The sequence below is a fragment of the Bradyrhizobium paxllaeri genome, assembly GCF_001693515.2.
Lineage (GTDB): Bacteria > Pseudomonadota > Alphaproteobacteria > Rhizobiales > Xanthobacteraceae > Bradyrhizobium > Bradyrhizobium paxllaeri.
The window spans coordinates 935,959-953,863 of sequence record NZ_CP042968.1; the positions used below are offsets into that span (position 1 = coordinate 935,959).

The window sequence follows — 17,905 nt, forward strand, 5'->3', positions numbered from 1 at the left end:
GCACCCTCACATCGTCAAGGACACCTCGAAGTGATTGTCCCGCGCGTTCGTGAGCTGCAGGCACACGTCCACCCAGGCCTTCTTGGTGAATGCGCAATAATTTGTTGCGGTCGCCCGCATCGAACCTTTTTCGGATAATTTATTGACTGGCGCACCGCCGCCGCAGTGCTCAAAATACTCACACTCGCTGGCACAGTTCGTAACGCCGTCGCTGATTTCCCGATACGCCGATATAAACCGATCGTCGGAAAGGATGTCTCTCAGCTCCTTGCAATGATGAACGTTGCCAAAGATGAAGCGCTGCCGTTGCGGGGCGTTCAGCGCCAGCAGCTCGGGAGAAAAGGTGCTGATATCGCCATTGTACGCGATATTCAGCATGCGTAGGGGAATGACCTGATCGTTATCCTCGGGTACTCCCGCGATCAGCGATGCGATGGTGCGCTGAAAGTCCCGCAGTACAACCGGCCCGTCGCCCTCTTGCGCCGCCGCCCGCAGCACGTCGCTGATAAAGCGCTCGAACGTCTCGCGGCTGCCGTTCTCGTAAAGCGACGAATGCGTGTTCTGTGCTTCCAGCTCCTCGATGTTCAGTCCGATCGCCGCAGGGCCGAAGCGCCGATAGTAATCGACAAGCTCTGAGCCGCGGGAAAGGGTCGGCGCTGTCACGACACCGATAAAGTGAAATGGATAGCCTCGCGCCTGCAATTTCGCGATACCGGCGAGAGCGCGTTCGTGGCTGCCGGACCCATTCCGGTATTTCCGATTCAGGTCATGCAGGTCGCGCGGGCCGTCCAGGCTGATCCCGACGGTGATGTTCTGCTGCTCGAACAGATCGATAAAGGCGTCGTCGATCAAGGTGCCGTTGGTCTGAATTCCGTAGTGGACCGCGACATCCTGCGGGCGCCGGCGCTCGATGATCTCTATCGCCTGCCTATAGTAGGCGGGCGGCATCGTCAGGGGCTCGCCGGCATGCCAGACAATATCGAGCTCGTGCTTGAGCAGCGGCCGGTCGAAAATCAATCGTGCAACTTCCTCGACCGTAGCGAGCGTCATCGTGTGGCGAGGATTGGCGCGATCCGGCAAGTAGCAATAGGCGCAATCGATGTTACAAAATTCCGTCGATTGCAGCACTACCAACCCAAGAGGACCAGCCGCCAGCATTGGAGCCTCTAACAATTTCTCCAGGAGCCACGCATGCAATTATTGAAGTTGAAGAACTGGACAATATTGTTGATCTTGCCGCTTGTCGCATCATGATCGCCCGGCGAGGTCGCGCGAAGCTTTTCCCGCAATCGTTCAACGCGAAGCGAAAGCAGCTCGGGGAACGGATTGGTTTGTTCAGCAGCATCGCGATAGATGCTGCCATCGGCCGAAACGGAAAGGCACAAAACCGCTCCAGAAGCGGTGACGGCCGCCAGTAGTCTTCGTTTCGATTTCATGGCAACCCCCAGCACGTTGAGGTTGCCTGACAGGCTATCTCGGATTGCGCGTTGCGTGCAAGTGACGTATTTCACACTTGCGCATTTCGCTACCGTCTTTTCTTGTCGTTGCTGACGTCGGTATCGGCTTATGTTTCGAACATGGTGTCTCGAACGCGGCCGATGCTACAGTTGAGTCGAGAGCAAATCTGCTGCTCGGAAGGAAACTGTCCCATATGCCCATCGGCCGCATCACCTTGGCGCTCTGCGCTCCCATTCTTACCCTGCTGCTATCTTCGACCCCCACCTACGCCGCCCGCTGCGGCGGCGATTTCAACACCTTCGTGTCGGCGATGTCGCAGGAGGCGGCAGCGGCCGGCGTCTCGCAGTCGGTGATCAGCCAGTCGTTTGCCGGCGTCACGCAGGATCCGGCGGTGCTCGCCTTCGACCGCCGGCAGCGCGGCACCTTCAACAAGTCGTTCGAGCAATATGTCTCGACCCGCGTCGGGCCCGGGCGGATCAATATCGGCCGGCAGATGCTGCAGCGGCACGGCTCGCTGCTTTCGCGCATCGAGCAGAAGTTCGGCGTGCCGCCGGAGATCGTGGTCGCGATCTGGGGGCTGGAGAGCGATTTCGGCAAGGGCGATGTCGGCAAGCTGCCGGTGATCCGCACGCTCGCCACCATGGCCCATGATTGCCGCCGCACCGAACTGTTCCAGGGCGAGCTGCTCGCTGCGCTCAAGATCGTGCAGCGCGGCGATCTGCCCTTGCGCGACCTGATCGGCGCCTTCGCCGGCGAGATCGGCCAGACGCAATTTCTGCCGTCGTCCTACATCAAATACGGCGTCGATTTCGACGGCAACGGCCACGTCGATCTGCGCCACAGCGTGCCTGACGTGCTCGCCTCCACGGCGAATTTGCTGCACGTCTCCGGCTTCAAGGGCGGCGCGCCCTACGGCGAGGGCACCGCGAATTTCGAAGCGATGCGCGAGTGGAACAGGGCTACGGTCTACCGCAAGACGATCGGGTATTTCGCGGATCGATTGGTTGGGCGCTGAGGTGCGTAGGGTGGGCAAAGGCGCGTCAGCGCCGTGCCCACCATCCATCACCGATCGCGCTGCTCGATGGTGGGCACGCTTCGCTTTGCCCACCCTACGGCTCCGTCCATATCCTACGGGCGGGACCCTTGCCCCGACATCCGCTCGATCCGCTTCGCGAGCACCTTCCAATACGTCGCCGGCCGAAACCGCTGCAGCAGATCCATGAGCCATGCGTCGTTGCCGATCAGTATTCGCGGCTGGTTTTTCTCGATGCCGGCGATGATGCGTTGCGCGGCAATCGGCGGCGTCGTTTTCGCGATCGCGTCGAAACGATCGATCGATTCCGCGCGTCGCGCATTGTCGGTGATGCCAGATCCAGTGCGGGAGTTGCGCACGATGTTGGTCAGCACGCCGCCGGGATGCACCACCGAGAGCTTTACCGGGCTGTTGGCCATCGCAAGCTCATGCCGCAGGCTCTCCGAAAAGCCGCGCACCGCGAATTTCGCGGCCGCATAGGCGGTCTGGCCCGGCGGGGCGATGATGCCGAAGATCGAGGACAGGTTGACGATATGCGCCTCGCGCTGTTTCGACAGATGCGGCAGGAAGGCGCGGGTGCCGTGCACGACGCCCCAGAAATTGATGTTGATCAGCCATTCCATCTGCGCCTGGTCGACCTCGTTGAAGCTGCCCATCAGCGCAACGCCGGCATTGTTGATGACGATGTTGAGCGAGGGGTGCGCCGCGATCGCCGCGCTGGCAAATTCCTGGATCTGGGCGGGCTCGCCGACATCGACACGATGGGTCGAGATGTTGCGCTTGCTGGTCTTGCCGATCTCGGCGGCGCCTTCGAACAAGCCGGCCTCGTCGCGGTCGGCGAGTGCGAGGTCGCAGCCGCGCGCGGCGAGCTCGAACGCGAGCGCGCGGCCGATGCCGCTGGCGGCGCCGGTTATCGCGGCCGCGCTTCCGGATATCGCAGTCATCGGTATCTCACCCCATCAAAATGAAAAAAAATCGCGGGTTCCCGCAACTTTTGCAAATTGGAACCGAACCATAAAGCGGTTTCCGCTCTTAGTGTCGAGTACCCGACAGAGTGATGTTTTCGACCGACGAGACCCTTTGCAGGAGGCTGATATGGGACGATCAAAGCCCTTCGAACGATCAACACCCTCTCGCGCAACCGCCCTCATCGTCGAAGACGACCCGATGCAGCGCGACATGATTTGCCTCTTGCTGGAGGAAAGCGAGGTCGACGTCATCGAATGCGAAAGCGCGGAGGCGGCCGAACTGGTGCTGGAGTGCGCCGCCGGCAGCCTGGTCTTGATGATGACCGACGTGCAGCTCGCCGGCAATATGGACGGCGTCGAGCTCGCGCATATCGCCCGGAAGTACAATCCCGAGATGGGCGTCATCGTCACCTCGGGCAAGCCGTTGCATCAGGAATTGCCCGACGGCGTGGAGTTCTGGGCCAAGCCATGGGCCCCGCTCGACGTGATCCGCACGGCGGAACGCATGGTGCATGAACGGCGTCACGACCATGGGGCGCGCGCGGGTTCGTGAGCCGCCGGCTGCTTCCACGGCGGATGCCGCCGTGGTAAGGGCAGGGCATGACGTGGTCGTTCCTGTTGACCTCCCTGATCGTGGTCGCCTCGCCCGGCACCGGCGTGCTCTACACGCTGGCGGTGGCGCTGACATCGGGCGCGCGGCCGAGCGTCGCCGCGGCGTTCGGCTGCACGCTCGGCATCGTGCCGCATATGGTGGCCGCCATGCTCGGGCTCGCCGCGGTGCTGCACACCAGCGCGCTGGCGTTCGCCATGCTGAAATGGTGCGGCGTTCTCTATCTGCTCTACATGGCCTGGCAGGCGCTGCGCGAGACGGGCGCGCTCGCGGTCGATACGGGCGCGGCCGCGAAGGCGCGCTCCAGCCGGCGCGTCATCGTCACCGCCGTGCTGGTCAACATCCTCAATCCGAAACTGTCGATCTTCTTCCTCGCCTTCCTGCCGCAGTTCGTCGCTGCCGACGAGCCGCAGCCGCTGGCCCGCATGCTGGAATTGAGCGCGGCCTTCATGGCGATGACCTTTGCGGTGTTCGCAATCTACGGCCTGTTCGCCGCCGCCCTTCGCGACCGCGTCATCACAAGGCCGAAGGCGATGGCCTGGCTGCGCCGCAGCTTTGCCGCGGGATTTGCCGCGCTCGGCGCCAAGCTCGCATTCGCGGAGCGGTAGGTTTTTCGCGCGGCCGTCGTTGCGCGCGAAGCGACGCAACGGGCTACGGGTTCGCCGCTACGCATTGGCTACCGCCGGAATCAAAAAGGCGGACCCTTGGCCCGCCATTCTCCAAAATTCACCCGGAGTTGGGAGCCCGGGCGGAGCTGAGCACTCCACCCGGGCCAAAATTCACTTCTTCTTGGCTTTCTTGGCCTTCTTGGCCTTCTTCGCCTTCGCCTTCTTCGCTTTCTTAGCCATAGTATCCTCTCAAGGTTTTCATGGATTGAAACGCGACACCGAGGCATGCTTGGCGGAGGGCCAGCCTCGCAACATCCTCGATCATGATCCCACCAGATTCGCAGGCTGATGCCGCGTGCCGTCATGGCGTTGTCATCACGTTATCCACAGTTGTTATGCATTTTGACGCGATTTTGGGTCGAAACGCGCGCCACCGCCGCCATCCGCGTCGCGCGCATCATGCTTAACGATGCCCGAACACGCGCGATCTTCATCAATTCAAAACCAAGGATTGGATTGGCCGACGGCGGTCAGGGTCCGTTAAGCGGCGCGGATGCACCTTGTTCCGCAAGACGACGGGGATCGCAGGCTAAAGGGAAGTCTCGGGCGGAAGTCTTGAGCGGTTGTTAGACAAGAGGGGAGACGGGGCGTGCGCGTCCCGAGTTCGCGATGCTGAGCGTTCCGACGCTGTGGACGGTGTTCGTCATCAATTTTCTGGCGCTGGGCCTGATCTGGGCCTACGTCATGCGCTGCTATCCGTCATTCGAGGCCGCGCGGTTCTGGACCGGCTCGGCATTCGTGGCGGCGGCCGGCGCGGCGATGGCAACGCTGCGCGTGATCTTTCCCGATACGCTGGTGCCGCTGCTGTTCGCCGGCACCGCACTGATCCTGGCGATCTGCCTTGCGTCGATGGGCGTGCAGAAGTTCTTCGATCGCCCCCTGTCATGGCGCAACACCCTGCTCATCACGGGTCTCGGCACCATCGGTCTGTGGTTCTTCACTTTCGTCCATGACAGCGTCCCTGCGCGGATGACGGTCTTCACCATCGCTCAGACCGTGCCGATGGCACTGAGCCTGAAGCTGTTGCTGAGCCGGCATGAGGGCCGGGTCAATCCGGGTGCCCGGCTCGCGGGCATCGTCACGATTCTCATCATGGCCTTGCTCGTCATCAGGATGATCGGCGCGGTCGCCGGTGGCGGCTTCTCCTACATGCATTTCAGCCCGTTGCAGTCGGTGGTCGTGCTGGTGCTGGTGTTCCTGTCGATGGCGCTGAATTTCGGCTTCCTGCTGATGGCGATGGACCATCTGCGCAACGAGGTCGCGGACCTCGCGCTGCTCGACGATCTCACCGGCGTCGGCAACCGCCGCTATCTGCTGCAGCGGCTGACGGAAGAGTGCATGCGCTCGGAGCGCAGCGGCCAGCCGTTTGCGCTCCTGGTAATCGATCTCGACGGCTTCAAGGGCATCAACGATACCCATGGCCACGCGGCCGGCGACGCCTGCCTGCAGCACTTCACCCTGATGGCGCAAACCCGGTTGCGGCCCGGCGACATGCTGGCGCGGACCGGCGGCGACGAGTTCTGCATCGTGCTGCCGTCCTCGACGCTGCGCGAGGGCGCCATGATCGCGCGCCGCGTGCTGGAAGTCTGCCGCGCCGACGCCGAGCAATGCACCGGCAACGACATTCCGATCGCCGTGTCGATCGGCGTCGCGCAATGGAGCCGTGAGATGGGCGCCTATCCCGACCGCCTGATTGCGGCCGCCGACCACGCGCTCTACGACGCCAAGAAGGCCGGCCGCAACGGCTTTGCCACCTACGATCCGGCGCCGCCACTGGCGCCCGAACCGGCAAGCGCGCCGATGTCCGACATGGTCCTGCGCAAGCGGGCCTGAAGCATGCTATCAAGGTCCGTCACTGGACCCCGAGCATGATTCATCGCCTCGTCGCGGCCGCACTGTTCGTCCTCGTATTCCCCGCATCCGCCTCCGCGCAAACGCCCGACCTTGCCGCCATCGCGCGCACATCCGGCACGCCTGACATTCCCGGGCTGAAGATGGTCTGGCTGGCGCCATGGGGCGACCTCGCAAAATCGCATCCCTGGCGCAACATCATCGTGCACCAGACCGAAGGCCCGGCCGGCTCGGCGCGCGGCGGCGCGCAGGCGCAGGCGAAGAACCCGACGCGGCGTGGCGTCATGGTCTGGGTGGAGACCGATGGCACCGTGTACTGGGCGGTCGGCGAACATCTCGTCCCGACCCATGGCGACGGCGCCAACCGCAACGACAACAAATACATCGACAACAAGCCGACCTATCGGCAGGTGGTCGGCAACAATTCGGTCGGCGTCGAATTCGCCGGCAACTATCCCGACGTAACCCGCGGTCCCACCGAGGCGCAAATCGCGGCGTGGAAAATCCTGGTGAAGGTGCTGCGCGCCCGTTATGGAATCCCGCTCGATCGCGTCTACGCGCACAACTGGATCGATTACAAGGACGCGCGTTATTGCGAAGGCTGCGCGCTGGCGACGATGGCGCGGGAGTGGGGGGAGTAGGGCGCAGCTGTCATCGTCCGGCTTGACCGGACGATCCAGTCTTCCAGGGGCCGTAGTGATTGCGTGCCGTCTCACGACCGCCGCGGCGTACTGGGTCCCCCGCTTTCGCGGAGGACGACAGCGGAGTTGATGAGATAGCTCCTGCAAAAACAAAGAGCCCAAAAACAAAAAGCCGGCGTCGCCGCCGGCTTTCGTCATCAGTTACTTCGACCGCGATCAGTGCGCGGCTTCGAGTTCGGCTTCCTGCCGGGCGATCGTGCCCTTGACGGCCGACTGCACCTTCTCGAAAGCACGGACCTCGATCTGCCGCACGCGTTCGCGCGACACGCCGAATTCGGCGGCGAGGTCTTCCAGCGTCATCGGCTCTTCCGCCAGGCGCCGCGCCTCGAAGATGCGGCGTTCGCGCGGGTTGAGCACGCCGATGGCGCCGGTCAACGCCTTGCGGCGGTGATCGAACTCCTCGTGCTCGGCCATCACGGCTTCCTGGTTGGGCGAGTTGTCGACCAGCCAGTCCTGCCATTCGCCGGCTTCACCGTCGTCGCGGATCGGCGCGTTGAGCGACGCGTCGCCGCCGAGGCGGCGATTCATGTCGACCACGTCCTGATCCGTCACGCCGAGGCGCTTGGCAATCAGCTTCACTTGGTCGGGGTGGAGATCACCCTCGTCCAGCGCGGAGATCTTGCTCTTCGCCTTGCGCAGGTTGAAGAACAGCTTCTTCTGGTTCGCCGTGGTTCCCATTTTCACGAGCGACCAGGAACGCAGGATGTACTCTTGAATCGAGGCCTTGATCCACCACATGGCGTAGGTGGCGAGACGAAAACCCTTCTCGGGCTCGAACCGCTTGACCGCCTGCATCAGGCCGACATTGCCTTCCGAAACGACTTCGGAGATCGGCAAGCCGTAGCCGCGATAGCCCATGGCGATCTTGGCCACGAGCCGGAGATGGCTGGTGACAAGGTGATGTGCCGCGTCGCGATCGTCATGCTCACGCCAACGCTTGGCGAGCATGTATTCCTGCTGGGGCTCCAGCATTGGGAATTTGCGGATCTCGGCGAGGTATCTTGAAAGACCGGATTCTCCATTGAGAACCGGCAACGTAGCTGTACGGGCCATTGAGCGCCCTCCAGTGGTTCAGGCCCCCGATAGCGGCGGGCCCGGCAGGTGATCGCTTTGTTAAAGCCGACCAGGCTGCGATGTTCCGCGCTGGATATTCAGCGCAGGTGCAACATAGCGGAAAACGAACAAATAGGGAAGGAATGCTGACGTCACGTCCCCGTGTGCCAGCTATAACCTGTTGTCATAACTAAGGTTTTCTGAAGGGCCTGCGTCATACGGCCGCTTCCAGCGCGCTTTTGAGGAGGCGCAAATCCTCCGGCAGGGCGGCCTCCCAATGCAAAAATTCCCCGGTTCGGGGGTGTTCCAGGGCGAGCAGATAGGCGTGCAGGGCCTGCCGGCCGAGGGCAGTGAGTGCATCCTTACCTTTGACGCCGAGCTGCCCGGCCTTGGTCTTGAAGTGCGGGCCATAGACGGCATCGCCCATCAGGGGGTGGCCGATATGGGCCAGGTGCACCCGGATCTGATGGGTCCGTCCGGTCTCGAGCTGGCAAGCGAGCAGCGACGCAACCGGCTTGCCGCCGCGGCCCTGATACGCCGCCTGCAGCTCCCAATGAGTGACGGCTTCACGGCCGCTTTGGCGCACCGCCATCTTCTCGCGGGCAAAAGGATGCCGGTCGATCGGCGCATCGACCGTGCCGCGCTGGCGATTGGGCACGCCCCAGATGAAGGCCATGTAGCCGCGCTGCATCGGCCCGGTGCGGCCGTGATCGGCGAATTGCGCGGTCAGCGATTGATGCGCCTGGTCGTTCTTGGCGACCACCATCAGGCCGGTCGTGTCCTTGTCCAGCCGGTGCACGATGCCCGGCCGCCGCACGCCGCCGATGCCGGAGAGGCTGGCGCCGCAATGGGCGATCAGCGCATTGACCAGCGTGCCGGTCTCGTGTCCGGCGGCCGGGTGGACGACCAGCCCCTTCGGCTTGTCGATGACGATGATGTCGTCGTCCTCATAGACGATATCGAGCGCGATATCCTCGCCCAAAGGCTCCGGCGGCGCGGCTTCGGGGACGTCGATTGTGATCGTATCCCCGCGCGCGACATGATAAGCGGGGTCGCGGATGGGGGCGCCCTTGGTGCAGACGGAACCGGCCAGGATCAGCGCTTTCAGCCGCGAGCGCGACAGTTCCGGGCGGAGCACCGCGAGCACGCGATCTAGGCGCGGCGATCCCTCGTCGCCGCCGACGGTGACCTCCAGCCTTTGACCGCCACTAGATAATCCCTGTTCCAAAACCGAGCCTTGCATGACCGATACCGTTGCCCCCGAACCGACCCCCGAACAGGCCGCGCTGATCGCGCGGGTGCGGCGGATGATGCTGATCGCGGGCCTGACCTCGGCGCTTGCGGTGGCCGTGGTCCTGATCGCCGTCGGGTACCGCCTTTACCGCGGCGAGGGAAGCCCCGCGGCGGCCACGACGGACATCATTGCAAGCCTGCCCAAGGGCGCCCGCATCGTCGCGACCGCAGTCGCCGGCGAGCGGCTGGTGTTGACCCTCGACATCGGCGGGGTGACCGAAATCCGCACGTTTGAGGCCAAAACGCTGAAACCGGCCGGAACGCTCAAATTCGTCAACGAACCCTGAAGCCTGCGCGATCGGCCGAAAATGCGAGGGGACGGCGCGAGGAGGCGAAGCCACAGGTTTACCCAACCGTGCGAAGGCCCGCAGACTTGCCTTGCCCACCGCACATTTCGCGGCTATTCCCTGAAGCCAACGCTCCCTTCGTCTAGCGGTTAGGACGCGGCCCTCTCAAGGCTGAAACAGGGGTTCGATTCCCCTAGGGAGCGCCAGCAAACTCAGGCACTTAGGTAGCCATCAGCCGCGTTCGTTGAATAGTGGTTGAATACGAAGCTGGTGAACAGCGGCGAACGCTTGGGGAATTTGCTGCCGACATCAGCAGACTAGCCTCGGCACGATGCCTCACTGTGGCTGGCGCATTCGCGAAAAATTTCCTTCGTCGCCCTGGTGTCCGGGAATATTCAAAGCGCCGCTGACGTGCGCTGTCGTACGCGAGCGCCCTCGGATGTTCGCATCCATATGAGCGGAGTGCCGGTGCCTGTGCGCCGCCGGACGGGTCTCAATACTCACGCATATATGAGCTGTGTTGATAACCGCATGCGGGTTGGAAGGTTTAATCTCAAGCCGGCGGCGCGTTAAATGTCCGCAATGCCAGTTTGTGCCTGGCGCCCCTGTACAGGGAAACCGTTGATGGAACGCAAGCTCGCCGCGATCATGGCCGCCGACATTGTCGGCTACAGCCTGATGATGGCCGAAAACGAGGCCACCACCTATAAAGAGCTGCGCACGGTCTTCGATAATCTGATCGATCCCACAGTCGCGCGGCATGGCGGACGCATCTTCAAGATGACCGGGGACGGGTTTCTGGCGATGTTTCCAAGCGTCAACGAAGCCGTTGATGCGGCCGCTGCCATCCAGCAAGCCTTCGACAACGCCCCGTTTGAGCTGCGCATAGGCATCAACCTCGGTGATGTCATCGAGGATAATGGCGATATGTACGGCGACGGCGTTAATGTCGCCACACGGCTTGAGGCGATGGCCGACCCCGGTAGCATCTTTGTCAGCGGCGCTGTCGTCATGGCCGCAGACCGCAATCGCGGCGAGGTGTTCGCGCGTGTGGGCCGCAGGCGCGCCAAAAACATTCCCGAGCTTCTTGATGTCTACCGGGTACGGCGCGCGCAATCCTCGTGGTCTCGCTGGCGGAAAGTCCCGCGCGTTCTACGCGGTACCGCTGCGCGCTGGTCGTATGGCGTCGCCGCCGTAGCCCTTGTCCTCATCGGCACCCAAATCCAGCCGCTTTCCCTGGCCGCGATGGTCAGCCGGCTCCCGACTGCGCTGTCTTTCGACCAGACCCGCGCCGACCCGCGGCCGTCAGTTGCGGTCATGCCCTTTGCGACCATGAGCGGCGACCAGTCGTACTTTGCAGACGGGCTGACCGAGGATGTGACCACGGCGCTTGCAAGGAATTCCGAGCTTCAGATCGTCGCGCGCGACTCCACATATGCCGTGCGCGGGCAGGAAAGCGATGTGCGCAAGCTCGGGGTAAAGCTGGGCGTTTCCTACGTGGTGGAAGGCAGCGCACGCCGCGAGGGGGACCGGCTTCGCGTCTCGGCGCAGTTGATCGACGTGAAATCGGGCGCGCACCTTTGGTCGCGCAGCTTCGACAGGCAGGTTGCCGACGTCTTCACCGTACAAAGCGAGCTGACCACGGAAATCGTCGCCCAGCTCGCGCCGTATATCGGCCGAAGTGAAGCCACCGCTGCCGCGCAACGTCCGACCGACAACCTTCAGGCTTACGATCTTGTCCTGCGGGCTCGTCATCGATACCGGCATGGCGCCAAGGATGCGGAAGGACTTATGGAGGCACGCGGCATATATCAGCGCGCGCTGGAAATGGACCCGGCCTATGCCGCCGCCCGTGCGGGCTTGGCCCTCACTTACATTGCGGATGTGGCCAGGAGGTCGAATGGTCGGGCGACAGCGCATGAGCTGGAACTAGGTCTTAGCGAAGCGCGCCAGGCTGTGCGCCTCGATCCCAATCTCTCGCTCGGCTATCAGGTAATCAGCTTCGGGCTCGCGGTGCAGGGCGATTATGCAGGCGGCCTGCAGGCCGCCAGGCGCGCCGTCGAACTGAATCCCAATGACCCGGATAGCATGATGGCATTGGCAAAAGCGCAAGTCCGTTTCGGAGACTACGCGGACGCCGTTGCCAATGCCGAGCGGGCACGTCGCCTTCATCCCATGGCGCCGGAATATTACGCCTATGTGCATGGCCAGGCTCTTTACGCCGCTGATCGTCGCGATGAGTCGGCTACCGTGATCGCCGAATGCCTTGTAAGGGCGCCGCGCGATGCCAACTGCCTGCTGATCCAGGCTGCGCTGCAAGGGGGGCGCGGTGATATAGAAGCGGCGCAGCTGACGATGACAAACCTGGTGGGGGCCCAACCGACATTTTCGTTGGAGTCGGAGCGTTCTTATCGCCGGTTTGGCAACAAGCCGCTGATGGATCAGTTCCTGAAGGACCTGACACGGGCGAAGGCACCGGAGGCTGCGTAATAGGATTGTTGTAGCTTAAGTTCAATGAGACAGCAGTTCTCAGTTTCATCTCGTCCGGCGCGCCATTTTGCTACCACTCCAGGACAAAGATGGGCACCTCTTCCGGCTGCTTTGCGCCCATTCCGGCCATCCCCCAGAGTGAATTTTGCTCAGTCCGACTCGTCAAATTCGGATTCTAAGTCATCATCGTAGCCGACGCGCCCGCTATTGCAGGGCGAGGCGGCATTTACAGGATTGCGGAATGGTGGAGGAATGCCGCTGATTTGCCCGACGTGTCAAGTTGCCATACGAACGTCGGCAGCTGCCTGCCGCTTTGCATAGGGTCGTTTTCGATATTTTGGGAGCGCGCCTTCTATCCCGTCCTCGGCATCCTCGTCACCGGAAGAGGTGGACGAGCCCGATGCTCAGGCCCAGCAAGAGGAGCAGCGACAGCGTGACGGCGGCGGTGACCCTTCCACCGACAGTCGAGAGCACGCGCACGTCGACGCCAAGGCCAAGCGCAGCCATCGAGAGGACGGTCAGGATGGCCGCCGTCTTCGTCACCGGTGCGACCACAAGATCGGGCACCAGGTGAAGCGAGCGCAGGGCTGCGAGCACCAGAAAGCCGATGATGAACCAGGGCACCAGCTTGAACGGGCTGATGGCGGCGGCCTTGGTTTGATCGGCGTGGCGCTTGCGGCGTCGCGCCGCGACCAGCGACAGGGCCACCACGATCGGCCCCAGCATCAGCACACGCACCAGCTTGACCAGCGTGCCAATTTGCGTGCTGACGATGCCGGCGGGCACGGTCGCCGCCAGAACCTGCGGAACGGCATAGACGGTGAGGCCCGCCAGAATGCCGTATTGCGTCGCCGTTAGACCAAGCAGGGGGATCAGGAGCGGCAGGCCCAGCACCATCAACACGCCGAGGATCGCGGTGAACGAGATCGACGATGCGACATCGTCGCTATTGGCCCCGATCACCGGCGCGACGGCGGCAATTGCCGAGTTGCCGCAGATCGAATTGCCGCAGGCGATCAAGATCGACATTTTTGTCGGAAGCCCGAGCATGCGGCTGAGGCCATAGCTCACCGCGAGCATCACCACGACGGTGGCGACGATCGCGCCGATCAGGAGATAGCCGGAGGCAACGATCGCGCCGAAGCTGATGGACGCGCCCAGCAGCATGACGGCGACCTCGAGCAGTTGCTTGGCGCTGAACGCAATGCCGGAACGCCAGCGCTCGGATGGCTGCCAGACCGTGCGGATCGCCATCCCGAGCAGGATCGCGATCACCAGTGCCTCGACGTAAGGATGGACGAAGACGTGCTCTTCGAGGTGTTGCGCCCCGAGCGAAACGGCGGTGATGATGCCGCAGAGCACGATCCCTGGAATGAGGGCCAGGCCGCGGCCAAACATGCCGGGTCGTGGCGTTGGATCGTCAGAACGGCTCTGGGGTGGCGGCACTTATCCTCCTTGGAGAATAATTTATGCGCCGGACCACGCAGGCTCGCTAGTCCATTTTCGGATTGTGCCCATACAGAGAGGTTATATCCCTCAACCTGCATTTGCAGGTGAGGCCGCCCCGGCAATCCCGCCCGGGACAGCGCATGCCGGCAAGCTGCTAAAGCGAGGCGAGCAGACCCTGCGCCCACGCCACGGCGTGCTCGAAGCTGAGGTCGCCCGGCTCGAAAAACACCGCGCGCGCCAGCACGATGATGCCGACAAGCCCCCAGAACAGCCCCACGCCGCCCGACTTCAGCCATCTGGACGCACGAATCGGCGCGGTCGAGGTGTCGACCGCCGGGACCGGCTCTCCAAAGGGATCGAATGCGGGCTGGCTCATGGCGGCTTCCGTTTTCGCTGAAGCTCAATGTCGCGAATAATCGTGCGGAAGCAAGGGTAGGGGAATGCGTTTTGCGGCAGCGCCGTGGAAGCCCGTTTTACGCTGTCGCCCCAGGGGAGGGTTTTCTTCTATCGGCCCGAAAAACCCCCTTCAGCCCGCGAGAGGCCATCAAGCGCGGCAAGGGCTTGCAGTTCTGTTCTGAGTGGCGCGCCATCTCGTTCCCGGCGATACGTCCGGAGGTCGTGCATTGTTCCTAAAGATGCTCTGACCAACGAGCTGTGATCCATGGCTCAAGCTGCTTCGGCCGACGGTCCACAGTTCACCGCAGCGGGCGTGGCTTTCAGGGCGCTCCGAGAGGAGCACCGGAAAATTCATTCATCGGCAATAGGCCTGCTCGTCGACGCTAGTCGCTCTTAACCTTGCCTGTTATCTTCTTGCTGACGCCGGTTTCTTTCGCGCTCCTGCCATTCGCGTTCTCGCTCTCGGCGTTCGTGTTCTTCGCGTTGCCGGTCCCGTTCTTCCCGAATGATTTTCTGCTCTTGCTTGCGCAAACCTTCTTCACGTTCCTTGGGTGACATGTCCGCAATCCCTACTAAGCAAGCATTGGAAAATAAGCGGCGCTTGCTGGTTGAAGCGCTTTCGAAACTCGCGGCCAATGAGCGTAAGGATTATCTGGAAAAGCTCGAAAAGCAAGCCGAGACCTATTTGCAGGAGCAATTGAAAGCAGCTCTGGCAATCACCCAGCGCGCAGTCACATTGGCTGCCATTCTAGGCGCTGTTATAGCCGCGATAGCGGGATTGGTCGGCACGCTTGCAGCGAGGCTGGTCGATTTAGGCGTGCACTATGCCGCTCTCGTTCCCTTGCTCATATGCTTGATCGTGGCGCTCGCCCGCGTAATCCGAGCCACGATGCCAGGGAGGTTCTTTTACGCCGGTACGAACCCGATCCACTGGGCAGACGACATTGTGCAAGGGCGAAAGCTTGAGGACACGCGGATCGAACAACTCGGGCTGTATTCTGAAAGTATTTCGGATAACACCGTTAGTATGAGGGAAGCCCAGGACTGCTTAACGTCTGGTTATACGTGGATCGGGCTCGGCCTAGCCGCTTTTCTCTGTGGAGAGTTCGCGATTGCTCTCAGCTTCATCGCTAAGCATGGCTTGCCGTCTCTCCCTTGAACAGGCGGCGAGCCAGCCGAGCGGTGCGGGATGAGAGTTGCCGCTATTGAAGGTGGTAACAAGGCGTGGTAGCAATTCGCTCGCAGTCAAGCCAATTTGCTTTTATCTTTCAGTATCTTCGCGTAACGCCCTTCGTCTTCCCTGGGGATCGCCAGGGCTTCAGGACGCCGTCGCACGGGTGTTGAAGTCGCCCCGGCCCAAATAGGTCTTCCTGAAATAGTCGCTGGGAGAACGCTTGATTTGCGAAGGGGCAGGCCCGTGAGCATTGGTTCAAAGCGTGTTGAGGTCGCGTTAAGCTCTGAGCTGGCTGTCAACCTCTTGGCCGTTACATGGCGATTCTGATTCCCAGCCTGGGCTTCGCGCGCTTCGACACCCGCGGCGAGCTGCGGCTCGCGGAGCGCCTCAAGGACTTCCTCGAAGAGAACGCCGTCGTTTGGCACAATCTCCGTGCGCGAGAGCCATCCCCTGGAGCAGGCTCGCAAATACACGTTCGAGGTCGTGCGCACGCTGGAGCGGGATGGGCAACTATTGTTTCCGGCCGGTCACCACTTCATGGGCAAATCCATCGTTCCGTTCGGCTTCGGAGCCGTGTTCACCAATATCACGCGCAAGCAGTTCGATCAGACCAATCTCAAGGAGGTGTTCGCCGAGCATCTCAGTGTGTTCAAGGATGAAATGACTGAAAGCGCGGACCCCGAGGAATTCCGGTCCAGATTATGGCGCATGGTCTATCCGCGTCTCGGAGAGCCTCTGTCGATGCCGCAGTTCGACCGGCTGCGCGCGCTGCTCTTTCCCGAAATCCGCATACGACAGATTGCGCTGCCTCTCGACGAACCAGTGGTGCCCGATCCATCCGACCGGACGCTTGCAGTCATGGACATGCATCAGGAGCAGATCGCGCGCAGTCTGGGAGAGGGGCATCGAATTATTCGCGGCGTCGCCGGATCGGGCAAGACGCTGATCCTTGCCTTTCGAGCCGAATATCTGGCGCGTTCGGCGATGAAGCCAGTGCTCATCCTGTGTTACGCCAACGGCATCGCCGGGCGACTTGAGGATGCCATGCAGGATCGAGGCGTGGAGGACCGTGTTCAGGTCCTTACCTTTCATGCCTGGTGTTACCGGATGCTGCGGACCTACGGGATTCCCGCCCCATCCGAGCGAGAATATCCGGACTACGCAAAGCGTCTGGCTGCGAGCGTCTCAGAGGTCGTCAAGGCTGTAGACCAGGGACATATCCCAACGGAACAGTACGATGCGGTCCTGATCGACGAGGCACACGACTTCGAGCCGCAATGGCTGGCGCTTGCGGCCAAGATGGTGAACCCGCGCACGAAGGCGCTGATGGTCGTCTATGACGATATACAGGCCATCTACAAGGGACGTGAGCGCCCGGTGTGGAGCCAGCTCGGAATTGAAGCGAAGGGCCGAACGACCGTACTGAAAGTCAACTACCGCAACACGGCCCAAATCGTTGCCTTTGCGCGACGCTTCGCTTCAGACGTGATCGGCGCTCCGGGTACGACGGCCGATGATGAGCACCCCATCCTGTTGCCTGAAGATGCAGGTCGGCAGGGACTGGTGCCGGACGTGCGGCAGTGTGTGAGCATCGACGCGGAAGCACACTGCGTCGCCGAGTGGTTTCTCGGGCGGAAAAAGGCGGGGTACGAGTGGCCGCAAATGGCTTGCCTTTATCCGGAGCACTGGATTGGCGAGCGGATCGCTCAGGTACTCACCAGGCATGAAGTGCCGATCGATCTGGCCAGGAACAACAAGAACAGGGTGTCGACGAAGCGTATAGCCGTGCGGTTGTTGAGCATGCACACCGCGAAGGGGCTCGAGTTTCCGTGCGTCGCTATTGCAGGTCTGGGCTTGCTCGGCCGCCACGGCGAGGCGGTCGAGGAATGTGTTCGACTGACATATGTTGGGGTTACTCGGGCTACTCACGAGGCGCTTTTGACCTACTCGAGTGAGTCGGCGCTGGTGCAGCGGTTGATCGCGTAGACTGCGATAGGAGGAACCCTGTGACGAAAAAAACTTCGGGCTTTGATCCGTGGTGGATGTTTCGGGCGCCGTTGTCCGGCGACGTAGCTCAGCGCATTACAGCGCCGTGGTTCTCGCCATCGCTTACGGTCAATTATGCTGGCGATCCCGCGGTAGAGGACCGGGTCGTTACGGAGGTTGCGAGCTATGGAAAACAGCTTGGCTGGCTTACGGAGATCGCGATCGCGTTGGCCAGGATGCAACCAGTGCCCGCGGAAACATTGGGCCGTTTGGAAAAGGCCGCGAAGGACATCGCCGTAATCAAGGAGCAGGTTGGCGTCTCCGCCGTCGAGGCGGCGAATGACGCGCTCGATCGCCTGGAACGTCACGACCCGGCTCAATATGATAACCTGCTGCGCGAACGGCGAAGCGCCAAATAGTCGAGAGATGCGGCCCTTCAGGAGCAGCAGGCGTAGCCCGGATGAGCGCAGCGAGATCCGGGGGATGGT

18 protein-coding genes and 1 tRNA gene are annotated in these 17,905 nt (G+C 62.2%); 11 read left to right on the forward strand and 8 right to left on the reverse strand.

Features of this window, described 5'->3' with window-relative positions:
• Nucleotides 1-6: 6 nt before the first annotated feature.
• Together grrM and LMTR21_RS04380 are read right to left on the reverse strand one after the other, a co-directional pair.
• On the reverse strand, nucleotides 7-1,158 hold the full coding sequence (gene grrM, locus LMTR21_RS04375) for a cyclophane-forming radical SAM/SPASM peptide maturase GrrM/OscB (RefSeq protein ID WP_065750905.1): 1,152 nt from the start codon (nucleotides 1,156-1,158) through the stop codon (nucleotides 7-9).
• 8 nt (nucleotides 1,159-1,166) lie between these two features.
• Nucleotides 1,167-1,436 carry a hypothetical protein gene (locus tag LMTR21_RS04380; protein WP_141688104.1) on the reverse strand — a complete coding sequence of 90 codons (270 nt, stop codon included), beginning with the start codon at nucleotides 1,434-1,436 and terminating at the stop codon, nucleotides 1,167-1,169.
• 215 nt (nucleotides 1,437-1,651) lie between these two features.
• Here LMTR21_RS04380 and LMTR21_RS04385 point away from each other — a divergent pair, with 215 nt between their 5' ends.
• Nucleotides 1,652-2,473: a lytic murein transglycosylase gene (locus tag LMTR21_RS04385; protein WP_065750907.1), complete on the forward strand. Its 822-nt coding sequence runs from the start codon at nucleotides 1,652-1,654 to the stop codon at nucleotides 2,471-2,473.
• A gap of 113 nt (nucleotides 2,474-2,586) precedes the next feature.
• Here LMTR21_RS04385 and LMTR21_RS04390 read toward each other — a convergent pair whose 3' ends face one another.
• On the reverse strand, nucleotides 2,587-3,435 hold the full coding sequence (locus LMTR21_RS04390) for an SDR family NAD(P)-dependent oxidoreductase (protein WP_065750908.1): 849 nt from the start codon (nucleotides 3,433-3,435) through the stop codon (nucleotides 2,587-2,589).
• Nucleotides 3,436-3,586: 151 nt separating this feature from the next.
• On the opposite strand from LMTR21_RS04390, the gene LMTR21_RS04395 reads away from it, so the two are divergent.
• The 4 genes from LMTR21_RS04395 (at nucleotide 3,587) to LMTR21_RS04410 (ending at nucleotide 7,229) form a co-directional block, all read left to right on the forward strand.
• A complete protein-coding gene (locus LMTR21_RS04395) occupies nucleotides 3,587-4,012 on the forward strand; it encodes a response regulator (protein WP_065750909.1) in 426 nt (141 codons plus the stop codon).
• Between the two features lie 47 nt (nucleotides 4,013-4,059).
• Nucleotides 4,060-4,677, forward strand: coding sequence for a LysE family translocator (locus LMTR21_RS04400; protein ID WP_065750910.1), 618 nt, complete (start codon nucleotides 4,060-4,062; stop codon nucleotides 4,675-4,677).
• A 669-nt stretch (nucleotides 4,678-5,346) separates the two neighbouring features.
• The gene (locus LMTR21_RS04405; protein WP_065750912.1) at nucleotides 5,347-6,570 is read left to right on the forward strand and encodes a GGDEF domain-containing protein; all 1,224 of its coding nucleotides are present in this window, start codon (nucleotides 5,347-5,349) and stop codon (nucleotides 6,568-6,570) included.
• A 35-nt stretch (nucleotides 6,571-6,605) separates the two neighbouring features.
• Nucleotides 6,606-7,229: a peptidoglycan recognition protein family protein gene (locus LMTR21_RS04410; protein WP_065750913.1), complete on the forward strand. Its 624-nt coding sequence runs from the start codon at nucleotides 6,606-6,608 to the stop codon at nucleotides 7,227-7,229.
• 216 nt (nucleotides 7,230-7,445) lie between these two features.
• Here LMTR21_RS04410 and rpoH read toward each other — a convergent pair whose 3' ends face one another.
• Both rpoH and LMTR21_RS04420 read right to left on the reverse strand, forming a co-directional pair.
• Complete coding sequence (gene rpoH, locus LMTR21_RS04415) at nucleotides 7,446-8,342, reverse strand: RNA polymerase sigma factor RpoH (protein WP_065750914.1); 897 nt, start codon at nucleotides 8,340-8,342, stop codon at nucleotides 7,446-7,448.
• A gap of 214 nt (nucleotides 8,343-8,556) precedes the next feature.
• Nucleotides 8,557-9,585 (reverse strand): RluA family pseudouridine synthase, encoded by a 1,029-nt coding sequence (locus LMTR21_RS04420; protein WP_065750915.1) that lies wholly within the window; start codon nucleotides 9,583-9,585, stop codon nucleotides 8,557-8,559.
• On the opposite strand from LMTR21_RS04420, the gene LMTR21_RS04425 reads away from it, so the two are divergent.
• The 3 genes from LMTR21_RS04425 to LMTR21_RS04435 all read left to right on the forward strand — a co-directional run bounded on the left by LMTR21_RS04425 (nucleotide 9,584) and on the right by LMTR21_RS04435 (nucleotide 12,412).
• Complete coding sequence (locus LMTR21_RS04425) at nucleotides 9,584-9,922, forward strand: hypothetical protein (protein ID WP_065750916.1); 339 nt, start codon at nucleotides 9,584-9,586, stop codon at nucleotides 9,920-9,922. The two genes, LMTR21_RS04420 and LMTR21_RS04425, sit on opposite strands and share 2 nt — an antisense overlap.
• Nucleotides 9,923-10,053: 131 nt before the next feature.
• Nucleotides 10,054-10,128: transfer RNA gene (locus LMTR21_RS04430), tRNA-Glu, on the forward strand.
• 418 nt (nucleotides 10,129-10,546) lie between these two features.
• Nucleotides 10,547-12,412: an adenylate/guanylate cyclase domain-containing protein gene (locus tag LMTR21_RS04435; protein ID WP_065750917.1), complete on the forward strand. Its 1,866-nt coding sequence runs from the start codon at nucleotides 10,547-10,549 to the stop codon at nucleotides 12,410-12,412.
• A 375-nt stretch (nucleotides 12,413-12,787) separates the two neighbouring features.
• Here LMTR21_RS04435 and LMTR21_RS04440 read toward each other — a convergent pair whose 3' ends face one another.
• The 3 genes from LMTR21_RS04440 to LMTR21_RS39905 all read right to left on the reverse strand — a co-directional run bounded on the left by LMTR21_RS04440 (nucleotide 12,788) and on the right by LMTR21_RS39905 (nucleotide 14,815).
• Nucleotides 12,788-13,810, reverse strand: a complete 1,023-nt coding sequence (locus LMTR21_RS04440; RefSeq protein ID WP_065750918.1) for a YeiH family protein — start codon at nucleotides 13,808-13,810, stop codon at nucleotides 12,788-12,790.
• A 205-nt stretch (nucleotides 13,811-14,015) separates the two neighbouring features.
• Complete coding sequence (locus LMTR21_RS04445) at nucleotides 14,016-14,237, reverse strand: hypothetical protein (RefSeq protein WP_065750919.1); 222 nt, start codon at nucleotides 14,235-14,237, stop codon at nucleotides 14,016-14,018.
• Between the two features lie 413 nt (nucleotides 14,238-14,650).
• Nucleotides 14,651-14,815 carry a hypothetical protein gene (locus tag LMTR21_RS39905; RefSeq protein WP_187399308.1) on the reverse strand — a complete coding sequence of 55 codons (165 nt, stop codon included), beginning with the start codon at nucleotides 14,813-14,815 and terminating at the stop codon, nucleotides 14,651-14,653.
• A gap of 43 nt (nucleotides 14,816-14,858) precedes the next feature.
• Between LMTR21_RS39905 and LMTR21_RS04450 the strand changes: the two genes are divergently transcribed.
• The 3 genes from LMTR21_RS04450 to LMTR21_RS04460 all read left to right on the forward strand — a co-directional run bounded on the left by LMTR21_RS04450 (nucleotide 14,859) and on the right by LMTR21_RS04460 (nucleotide 17,836).
• A complete protein-coding gene (locus LMTR21_RS04450; protein WP_187399309.1) occupies nucleotides 14,859-15,416 on the forward strand; it encodes a hypothetical protein in 558 nt (185 codons plus the stop codon).
• Between the two features lie 447 nt (nucleotides 15,417-15,863).
• Nucleotides 15,864-17,417, forward strand: a complete 1,554-nt coding sequence (locus LMTR21_RS04455) for a DEAD/DEAH box helicase (RefSeq protein WP_210250557.1) — start codon at nucleotides 15,864-15,866, stop codon at nucleotides 17,415-17,417.
• A 56-nt stretch (nucleotides 17,418-17,473) separates the two neighbouring features.
• Nucleotides 17,474-17,836, forward strand: a complete 363-nt coding sequence (locus LMTR21_RS04460; protein WP_065750921.1) for a hypothetical protein — start codon at nucleotides 17,474-17,476, stop codon at nucleotides 17,834-17,836.
• Nucleotides 17,837-17,905: the final 69 nt, after the last annotated feature.

Bases quoted from the DNA above. Each gene is read 5' to 3' on its own strand.
- LMTR21_RS04435 (WP_065750917.1), top strand. From the start codon at position 10,547: ATGGAACGCAAGCTCGCCGCGATCATGGCCGCCGACATTGTCGGCTAC.
- LMTR21_RS39905 (WP_187399308.1), bottom strand. From the start codon at position 14,815: ATGTCACCCAAGGAACGTGAAGAAGGTTTGCGCAAGCAAGAGCAGAAA.
- LMTR21_RS04405 (WP_065750912.1), top strand. From the start codon at position 5,347: ATGCTGAGCGTTCCGACGCTGTGGACGGTGTTCGTCATCAATTTTCTG.
- LMTR21_RS04390 (WP_065750908.1), bottom strand. From the start codon at position 3,435: ATGACTGCGATATCCGGAAGCGCGGCCGCGATAACCGGCGCCGCCAGC.
- grrM (WP_065750905.1), bottom strand. From the start codon at position 1,158: ATGCTGGCGGCTGGTCCTCTTGGGTTGGTAGTGCTGCAATCGACGGAA.
- LMTR21_RS04440 (WP_065750918.1), bottom strand. From the start codon at position 13,810: ATGTTTGGCCGCGGCCTGGCCCTCATTCCAGGGATCGTGCTCTGCGGC.
- LMTR21_RS04400 (WP_065750910.1), top strand. From the start codon at position 4,060: ATGACGTGGTCGTTCCTGTTGACCTCCCTGATCGTGGTCGCCTCGCCC.
- LMTR21_RS04460 (WP_065750921.1), top strand. From the start codon at position 17,474: ATGTTTCGGGCGCCGTTGTCCGGCGACGTAGCTCAGCGCATTACAGCG.
- LMTR21_RS04425 (WP_065750916.1), top strand. From the start codon at position 9,584: ATGACCGATACCGTTGCCCCCGAACCGACCCCCGAACAGGCCGCGCTG.
- LMTR21_RS04385 (WP_065750907.1), top strand. From the start codon at position 1,652: ATGCCCATCGGCCGCATCACCTTGGCGCTCTGCGCTCCCATTCTTACC.
- LMTR21_RS04395 (WP_065750909.1), top strand. From the start codon at position 3,587: ATGGGACGATCAAAGCCCTTCGAACGATCAACACCCTCTCGCGCAACC.
- LMTR21_RS04420 (WP_065750915.1), bottom strand. From the start codon at position 9,585: ATGCAAGGCTCGGTTTTGGAACAGGGATTATCTAGTGGCGGTCAAAGG.
- LMTR21_RS04410 (WP_065750913.1), top strand. From the start codon at position 6,606: ATGATTCATCGCCTCGTCGCGGCCGCACTGTTCGTCCTCGTATTCCCC.
- rpoH (WP_065750914.1), bottom strand. From the start codon at position 8,342: ATGGCCCGTACAGCTACGTTGCCGGTTCTCAATGGAGAATCCGGTCTT.
- LMTR21_RS04445 (WP_065750919.1), bottom strand. From the start codon at position 14,237: ATGAGCCAGCCCGCATTCGATCCCTTTGGAGAGCCGGTCCCGGCGGTC.
- LMTR21_RS04380 (WP_141688104.1), bottom strand. From the start codon at position 1,436: ATGAAATCGAAACGAAGACTACTGGCGGCCGTCACCGCTTCTGGAGCG.